Raw genomic sequence first — 8,429 nt, forward strand, 5'->3', positions numbered from 1 at the left:
TAGCGGGGGCCCCCGGAGCCCCAGCGCGCGGCGCCCTCCGCTGCGGTCGGGGTCAGTGCCGGTCGGGGTCGTCGGTGGTCGAGACCGGCGGTGGTCGGGGTCAGCCGGCTTCCCGGGCGGCGGGTGAGTAGTCGTGGAAGCCCCGGCCGCTCTTGCGGCCCAGGAAACCGCCCTCGATCATGCGCAGCAGCAGGGTGGGTGGCGCGTACTGGGGGTCCTTGAGCTCCTCGTACATCGACCGGCCGACCGAGGCGATGATGTCCAGGCCGATCAGGTCGACGAGGCCCAGGGGCCCGAGCGGGTGGCCGCAGCCGAGGACCATGGCGCGGTCGATGTCGGCGGCGGAGGCGACGCCGGACTCCAGCATGCGCACGGCCGAGATCAGGTACGGGATGAGCAGGGAGTTGACCACGAACCCGGGGCGGTCGGTGGACAGCACGACCTCCTTGCCCAGCACGTCGGTGACGAAGGAGCGGGTGGTGGCCAGGGCCTGCCCGCTGGTGCGCAGCGACGGGGTGACCTCGACCAGGCCCATGACCGGGACCGGGTTGAACAGGTGCACGCCGACGACCCGGCCGGGATCGCCGGTGACCATGGCCAGCTTCATGATCGGGATGGACGAGGTGTTGGAGGCGAGCACGGCGCCGGGCTCGGCCACGACGGCGTCGAGCTGCTCGAACAGGCGCTGCTTGACGGCCAGGTCCTCGGCGACGGACTCCAGGACGAACTGGCAGTCCCGCAGGTCCTCCAGCCGCTCGGAGAAGGTGAGCCGGGCGATGGCCTCGTCACGGTCCGCGGGGCTGATCCTCCCCTTGCGCACCAGGCGTTCCAGCGACCCGGTCAGCCGCTCCCGGCCCCGGCGCACGGCGTCGGCGCTGCGCACGACGACCCGCACGGGCAGCCCGGCCAGGGCGCACACCTCGGCGAAGCCGCCGCCCATGGCCCCGCAACCGATGACACCGACGCGCTCCACGCTCATCGCGCACCCCCGACCCCGGACCACCGGATCACGCAGTTGCCCATGGACATGCCGCCGCCGAAGGCCGACAGCACGAGCACGTCGTCCGGCCGGACCCGGCCGGACTTGACGACGTGGTCCAGGGCCACCGGGACCGAGGCGCTGCCGACGTTGCCGTACTGCTCCACGGTCTTGGCGGTGTGCGCCCCGCTCAGTCCACAACGGACCACCAGCTCGTCCAGCAGCACGCCGTTGGCCTGGTGCGGCACGAAGAAGTCGACCTGGTCGGCGTCCAGCGACACCGACGCCAGCAGCTCGTCGATGGCCGGCGGCACGGTGTCGAAGACGAAGTCCCGCACGCCGCGGCCCCGCATGGTGAAGAAGTGGCCGCCGTCGGCGACGGTCCGGGCCGAGGTGGGGAACCGGCTGCCGCCGGCGTTTACCTTGATCAGGTCCTGGTGCGCGCCGTGGGTGCCCAGGCCGATCCCGAGGATGCCGCGGCCCTCGGCCACCTCGCCGACCACGGCCGCACCGGCCCCGTCGCCGAGCAGCACGCAGGTGCGCCGGTCGCCGAAGTCCAGGATCCGCGAGTACAGGTCGGCCGCCACGACCAGCACCCGGGCGCCGGGGTGGGTGGCGACCAGGCCGCGGGCCAGCTCCAGGCCGTAGACGAAGCCGGCGCAGACGGTGTTGATGTCCAGGCACGCCGCGTTCGCGGCGCCGATCAGCTGCTGCACGAGGCCGGCGGTGGGCGGCTGCGGGAAGTCGCCGGTGGACGTCGACACGATCAGGTAGTCGACGCGGTCGGCCGACAGGCCCGCGTGCTCCAGGGCGGCCCGGGCGGCGACGGCGGCGAGGTCCGAGGTGGCCTCGTCCTCGGCGGCCCAGCGGCGGGTGCTGATGGCGGTCTTGCGCAGGATCCACTCGGCGGTGGCGTCCGGCGTCATCGCGGCGACCTCCTCGTTGGTCACCACCCGCTCCGGCAGGTACGAGCCGGTGCCCAGCAGCCCGATGGCGCGCGTGCTCACCGGGTCGCCCCGGCGAGGTTCATCAGCGGGGCGAGCTGGTCGGCCCCGAACCGCGCCCGCCGTCCCGGGTCGGTGACGCCGAGCCCGGCCCGCGGCGCCTGGCACAGCACGGCGACCTTGCCGAGGTGCCCGTTGGTCTGCACGAGCCGGGCGGCCTCGCCGATCTCGGTGAGCGGGTGGACCGCCGACACCGTGGACCTGATCCGGCCGGAGCTGATGAGGTCACCGCACTCGAACTGCTCCTGCATGTTGGCCGCGTGGCTGCCGATGACCCGCTTGAGCCGCATCCACAGGTACCGGTTGTCGTAGACGTGCTGGTAGCCGCTGCTCGACCCGCAGGTGACGACCACGCCGCCGCGGGCGGCCACGAACAGGGAGACGCCGAAGGTGGCCCGGCCGACGTGCTCGAACACGATGTCCGGGTCGCGGCCGGCCCGCTCGCGGATGAGCGAGCCCAGCCGCTTGCCGATGGCCACCACCTCGGCCGGGTCGTCGGAGGGGTCGCCGCGCAGCCCGAACTCGTTGCGGTCGATGACGATGTCGCAGCCCAGGGCACGGGCCGCGGCGGCCTTCTCGGGGGAGCTGACGATGCCGACCGGGGTCGCGCCGCCGTTCTTGGCGAACTGCACGGCGTAGCCGCCGAGGCCGCCGGCCGCGCCCCAGACCAGCACCACGTCACCCTGCTTGAGCCGGGCGCCGTTGCGGCCGACCAGCATGCGGTAGGCGGTGCCCGCGCACAGCGGGTTGACCGCGGCCTCCTCCCAGGTCAGGTGGGCGGGCTTGGGGATCAGCTGGCTGGCGCGGGCCACCGCGTAGTCGGCCAGGGCGCCGAAGTTGGTCTCGAACCCCCAGGCGCGCTGCTCCTCGCCGAGCATGCCGTCGCCGTGGGTGGCGGGCTCCTGGTCGTCCACCTGGATCGGGCTGACCACCACGTGGTCGCCGACGTTCCAGCGGCGCACGCCCGACCCGGTCCGCACGACCACGCCGGCGCAGTCCGAGCCGACCACGTGGTGGGGCTGGTCGTGGCGCGCGGCCCAGCCGCCCTGGCGGGCGAACTGCTTGAGGAACTTGAAGGTCGGCAGCGGCTCGAACATCGCCGACCAGACGGTGTTGTAGTTGACGGCGCTGGCCATCACCGCGATCAGCACCTCGTCCGGCGCCAGCTCGGGCATGGGCACGTCGCCGACCCGCAGCGACTTCCGCACGTCCTTGTCCTGCACGCCGAGGAAGATGTCGGTGTCCTCGGCGCTGAGGTGCGCCGCCCGGTAGGACCGGGGGACCGGCGCCCGCAGCAGCTCCTCGGGCGTCCCGCCGCCGAGCACGGTCTCCGACAGTGTCGTCATCATCGCTCCCCAGAAGTCTCATCCGTCGATGGGCGGCGGAGGTGCCCGGGCCGTCGGGCCAGCCAGCCGGTGATCGCCGAGGCGGTGCTCGCGGCGTGTTCGTCGATCATGCTCAGGTGCGTGCCGGGCACGTCCGCGGCGTCGTGGTCGGGACCCCAGTGGGCCTGCCAGCGCTCGCCCGTGCGGGGTCGGCCGCCCATCCGCTCGGCGGCGCGCAGCAGCAGCGTCGGCACGCCGCCGATCTCGCTGGGCGCCCAGTCGTCGAACAGCCGCAGGTGGTGTGCCATCGCGGTCAGCTCGGCGCCGCGCAGCGGCTGCGCCGCGGTCCACCCGGCGTACGCGTCGCCGAGCAGGTCGGACTGGACCTCGGCCAGGCCCGTGCTGCCGGGCGGGTGGCTGTCCAGCAGCACGAGCGACTCCGGCGCGGTGCCCAGGTCCTCCAGCCGGGCGGCCGCCGCGTGCGCGATCCAGCCGCCGGAGGAGTACCCGACGAGGACGTACGGCCCGGTCACGCTGCGGCGGACCGCCTCGGCGACCGCGGCGACCAGGTCCGCCCGGGTCGGGTGGAGGGGCTCGTGGTCGGCGTAGCCCGTCAACGGCAGCACGGCCACGTTGTGCGTCGCGCGCAGCGCGTCGGCCATCCGCGCGTACTGGTAGACGTTGCTGGGCGCGACCACGGACGGGATGCACACCAGGGTCGGGCCCGGGAGCCCCCGGGAGAAGCTGACCGGTTCCCTCGTCGGCGGCGAGCCGGTGCCCACGCGCAGCCGGGCGGCGGCGGCCAGCAGGTCCAACCCGTCCCGCACCTGGCCCTGGGCGCAGGCCTGGGCGAACAGCGCCGGCAGCGGTTCGGTCACGGGTGGCCTCGTCGGTGCCGGACCCGCCGGCGACGGACCCGCCGGCGACGGACCCGCCGGCGACGCACCCGCCGGTGCCGGCGATGGACCCGCCGGTGCGGTGGCGGGGGCGGCCGGGGGTGGTCCGAGGTCGTCCAGCGCGGCGAAGCGATCGGCCAGGTACGTGGCGACCGCGTACGGCGTCGGCCGGTCGACCACCAGGGTGGGGGGCAGTTCCAGGCCGGTGACGGCGCCCAGCCGCTCGGTCATCCAGGCCGCGGTCAGCGAGTCGAAGCCCAGCTCGGCGAAGCCCCGCTGGGCGTCCACGTCCTCGATCGAGTCGTAGCCCATCAGCTGCGCCACCTGGTCGCGCACCTCGGCGAGCAGGACCTCCGCCCATTCCCGGCGCGGGCGATCGGCCAACCTGCCGCGCACGGAGGGCGCCTCCGGGATCGCCTCGGCCGGCGCGGCGTCCGGCGGCGGGGCGCCCTCCCCGCCGACGACGCCCTGGTGGGCCAGCAGGCTCGCGCCCGCCGGCAGGTGGTCGACCAGCCAGTAGCGGCGGCGCTGGAAGGCGTACGTGGGCAGGTCGAGGTGGGCCGCGCCGGTGCCCGCGTACACCGCGCGCCAGTCGACCGGCGCACCGCGGACGAAGAGGGCGGCCACCGCGTCCATCAGCGCGGCCGGCTCGGCGCGGCCCCGGCGCAGCGCGGGCACGAAGACCCGGTCCGGCACGTCCGGACCGGCCGGCGGCAGGCAGTCCCGGCCGAGGGCGGTGAGGACCCCGTTCGGCCCGAGTTCCAGGAAGGTGGTGACGCCGGCCTCGGCCAGGCGCACGACACCGTCCTGGAACCGCACCTCCGCACGGGCCTGGGCGACCCAGTAGTCCGCCGAGCGCATCCGCTCGCCCCGGTCGGCGTCGCCCGGCGCGAGCGGCACGATCGGGATGCGCGGCGCGGCGTACGACAAGCCCTCGACGGCCGACCGGAAGTCGGCGAGGATCGGATCGAGCCGCGGTGAGTGGAAGGCGTGGCTCACCCGCAGTTCGCGCGAGCGGAAACCCTTGTCGGCCAGCCTCTCCACCAGTGCGGCGAGCGCCTCCCCGTCGCCGGAGAGCACCACCGAGGCGGGACCGTTCACCGCGGCGACGGACACGAGGTCCGGCTCGTCCAGCATCGGCAGGACGTCTTCCTCGGCCGCGCGCACCGCGACCATCGCGCCGCCGGGCGCCATGCCCTGCATGAGCCGTGCCCGCGCGGCGACCAGCGCGCAGGCGTCCTCGAGCGACAGCACCCCGGCCACGTGCGCGGCGGTGACCTCGCCGATGGAGTGCCCCGCGACGAAGTCCGGGCGCACGCCCCACGACTCGACGAGCCGGAACAGGGCGGTCTCGACGGCGAAGAGGGCCGGCTGGGCGAACCCGGTGCGGTCGAGCAGGCCCCGCGGGTCGTCCTCGGCGAACGTCAGGTCGCGCAGCGAACGGCCGATCGGACCGTCCAGGTGCGCGCAGGCGGCGTCGAACGCCTCGGCGAAGACGGGGTGCTCCGCGTACAGCTCACGGCCCATGCCCGGCCTCTGCGCCCCCTGCCCGGTGAACAGGAAGGCCAACCGCCCGCGCACGGTGGCGCCCGTCGTGACCCCGGTGCCCGGTGTGCCCCGGGCGAGTGCGCCGAGCCCGGCGAGCAGGCCGTCCCGGTCGGCGGCCACGACCACGCCGCGGTGCTCCAGGGCGGCGCGCGTGGTGGCCAGCGAGTACCCGACGTCGGCGGGGTCGGCCGGCTCGGCCCGGTCCGCCAGGAAGGCGGCCAGCCGCGCGGCCTGGGCGCGCAGGGCGGCCGCGGTGCGACCGGAGACCGGCCAGGGCACGGCCGCGAGCGCGCGGTGCGCGACGCCGTCGCCCTCGCGCCCGGCGTCCTCCTCGGGCACCGCCTCGAGGATGGCGTGCGCGTTGGTGCCGCCGATGCCGAAGGCGGAGACGGCCGCACGACGGGGCCGGTCCCCCGTCTCCGGCCACGGTCGCGACTCGTGCAGGAGTTCGACGTCGCCCGCCGTCCAGTCGACCTCGGTGGACGGCGGGTCGGCGTGCAGCGTCGGCGCCAGCACGCCGTGCCGCAGCGACATCACCGTCTTGATCAGACCGCCCACCCCGGCGGCGGACTGGCTGTGGCCCAGGTTGGACTTCAGCGAGCCCAGGTACAGCGGGCGACCGGGCCGCCTGTCGCGCCCGTACGTGGCCAGCAGCGCCTGCGCCTCGATCGGGTCGCCCAGCGTCGTGCCGGTGCCGTGCGCCTCGACGGCGTCGACGTCGGCGGACGTGAGCCCGGCCGCGGCCAGCGCACGCCGGATCACCCGCTGCTGGGACGGGCCGCTCGGCGCGGTCAGGCCGTTCGACGCGCCGTCCTGGTTGATCGCCGAGCCGCGCAGCACCGCCAGGACCGGGTGCCCGTGGCGGCGGGCGTCGGACAGCCGCTCGACCACGACCATGCCGACGCCCTCGGCCCAGGACGTGCCGTCCGCGGCGTCGCCGAAGGACTTGCACCGGCCGTCCGGGGCGAGTCCGCGCTGGATGCTGAACTCGACGAACGAGCCCGGCGTGACCAGCACGGAAACGCCACCGACCAGGGCGAGCGAGCAGTCACCGGCGCGCAGCGCCCCCGCCGCGAGGTGCAGGGCGGTGAGCGACGAGGAACAACCGGTGTCGACGGTCACCGCCGGCCCCTCCAGCCCCAGGAGGTAGGAGATCCTGCCGGAGATGATGGCTCCGGCCAGGCCGCCGAGCAGGAGCCCTTCGAACCCGGCCGGGTAGCGCGCCAGCAGGGCGGCGTAGTCCGTCACGCTCGGGCCCACGAACACGCCGGTCGCGCTGCCGTGCAGCGAGTGCGGGTCGATCCGGGCCCGTTCGAGGGCTTGCCACGACGTCTCCAGCAGCAGTCGCTGCTGCGGGTCCAGGGCGATGGCCTCGCGGGGCGAGATGCCCCAGAACCCGGCGTCGAAGTCCGCGACGTCGGGCAGGAAGCCGCCCTGCCGGGTGGAGCTGGCGCCCAGGGGGTCCGGGTCGGGGTCGGCGAGCGCGTCCAGGTCCCATCCCCGGTCGTCCGGGAACGGGGTGATCGCGTCCCGCCCGGTGACCGCCAGCTCCCAGAGGTCCTCCGGTGAGCGCACGCCGCCCGGGTAGCGGCAGGCCATGCCGATGATCGCGATCGGCTCGCCGGCCCGCCGCTCGAGCTCCTCCGACCGCTTGCGGGCCTGCACCAGGTCCGCCGTGACGACCTTCAGGTAGCGCCGCAGTTTGTCCTCGTTGTCCATCTGCTCCTCGACCTCTCCCCGACGCGACAGCACGGTCACCGCGGGTGCGCGGGTCACTGGTCCTGGCGGCCGAGCTGCGTGTTGATGAAGCTGAACAGCTCGTCATCGGAGGCCGCTGTCAGCATGGCCACGTCGTCCTCGGCGTCCGCGGCCGGCGCCGGGCCCGAGAGCCGGCTGAGCAGCTCTCGCGCGCGGCCGACGAGCACGTCGCGCACTTCCGCGTCCCCGGTCGACACCGAGGCGAGGGACGCCTCCAGCCGGTCGAACTCGGCGAGCGCCGCGTCCGCCGGTGACGGCACGCTGCCGGCCACCTCGGAGCGCAGGAACGAGGCGAGGCTCGTCGGGTTCGGGTAGTCGAACACCAGCGTCGCCGGCAGCCGCAACCCGGTTGCCGCGTTGAGCCGGTTGCGCAGCTGGACGGCGAGCAGCGAGTCGAAGCCGACGTCCTTGAAGGCCCGCTTGCGGTCGACCCGCTCCGCGGAGTCGTGGCCGAGGACGGCCGCGACGTGCGAGCAGATCAGGTCGAGCACCGCCGGTTCCCGGTCCTCCTCGGGCAGCGCGCTGAGCTTCTCGACCAGGGCCGCGCCGCGGGTGGCCGGGCTCGGGGACTCCGCCGTCGACAGCGCGCGCACGTCCGGCAGGTCGGCCAGCAGCGGGCTGGGCCTCAGCGACGTGAACCGGGGGTGGAACCGGGCCCAGTCGACCCTCGCCACCACCGGGCACGGCTCGTCCTCGGCGAGGACCCGGTCCAGGGTCGCCAGGCCGGCGTCCACCGGCAGCAGCGGCAGGCCGCCGCGGCGCAGCGAGTCGGCCAGCTCCTCGTCGTGGGTGAGCATGCCGGCCTCCCACGGGCCCCACGCCACCGAGACGGTGCGGCCGCCGCGGTCGTGCCGCTGCCGGGCCAGGGCGTCGAGGTAGGCGTTGGCGGCCGAGTACGCGGACTGGTTGCCGACGCCCC

The 8,429-nt window shown here is 75.1% G+C and carries 5 protein-coding genes; all 5 read right to left on the reverse strand.

The window, feature by feature from the left end; translation table 11 throughout:
- Positions 1–100: 100 nt before the first annotated feature.
- The gene (locus tag ACFV4N_RS35535) at positions 101–979 is read right to left on the reverse strand and encodes a 3-hydroxybutyryl-CoA dehydrogenase (protein ID WP_499677047.1); all 879 of its coding nucleotides are present in this window, start codon (positions 977–979) and stop codon (positions 101–103) included.
- Positions 976–1,986: a 3-oxoacyl-ACP synthase III family protein gene (locus ACFV4N_RS35540; RefSeq protein WP_499677048.1), complete on the reverse strand. Its 1,011-nt coding sequence runs from the start codon at positions 1,984–1,986 to the stop codon at positions 976–978. Before ACFV4N_RS35540 ends, ACFV4N_RS35535 begins: the two co-directional genes overlap by 4 nt.
- A complete protein-coding gene (gene ccrA / locus ACFV4N_RS35545; RefSeq protein ID WP_499677049.1) occupies positions 1,983–3,329 on the reverse strand; it encodes a crotonyl-CoA carboxylase/reductase in 1,347 nt (448 codons plus the stop codon). Before ccrA ends, ACFV4N_RS35540 begins: the two co-directional genes overlap by 4 nt.
- The gene (locus tag ACFV4N_RS35550; RefSeq protein ID WP_499677050.1) at positions 3,329–7,528 is read right to left on the reverse strand and encodes a type I polyketide synthase; all 4,200 of its coding nucleotides are present in this window, start codon (positions 7,526–7,528) and stop codon (positions 3,329–3,331) included. Before ACFV4N_RS35550 ends, ccrA begins: the two co-directional genes overlap by 1 nt.
- Positions 7,525–8,429 (reverse strand): acyl carrier protein (locus ACFV4N_RS35555; protein WP_499677051.1); only part of this gene is annotated, 905 nt, incomplete at its 5' end. The genes ACFV4N_RS35550 and ACFV4N_RS35555, both read right to left, overlap by 4 nt.

The sequence above is a fragment of the Actinosynnema sp. NPDC059797 genome, assembly GCF_042732085.1.
GTDB lineage: Bacteria > Actinomycetota > Actinomycetes > Mycobacteriales > Pseudonocardiaceae > Actinosynnema.

Coding starts and splice junctions, on each gene's coding strand:
- ACFV4N_RS35535 (WP_499677047.1), bottom strand. CDS start 979: ATGAGCGTGGAGCGCGTCGGTGTCATCGGTTGCGGGGCCATGGGCGGC.
- ccrA (WP_499677049.1), bottom strand. CDS start 3,329: ATGACGACACTGTCGGAGACCGTGCTCGGCGGCGGGACGCCCGAGGAG.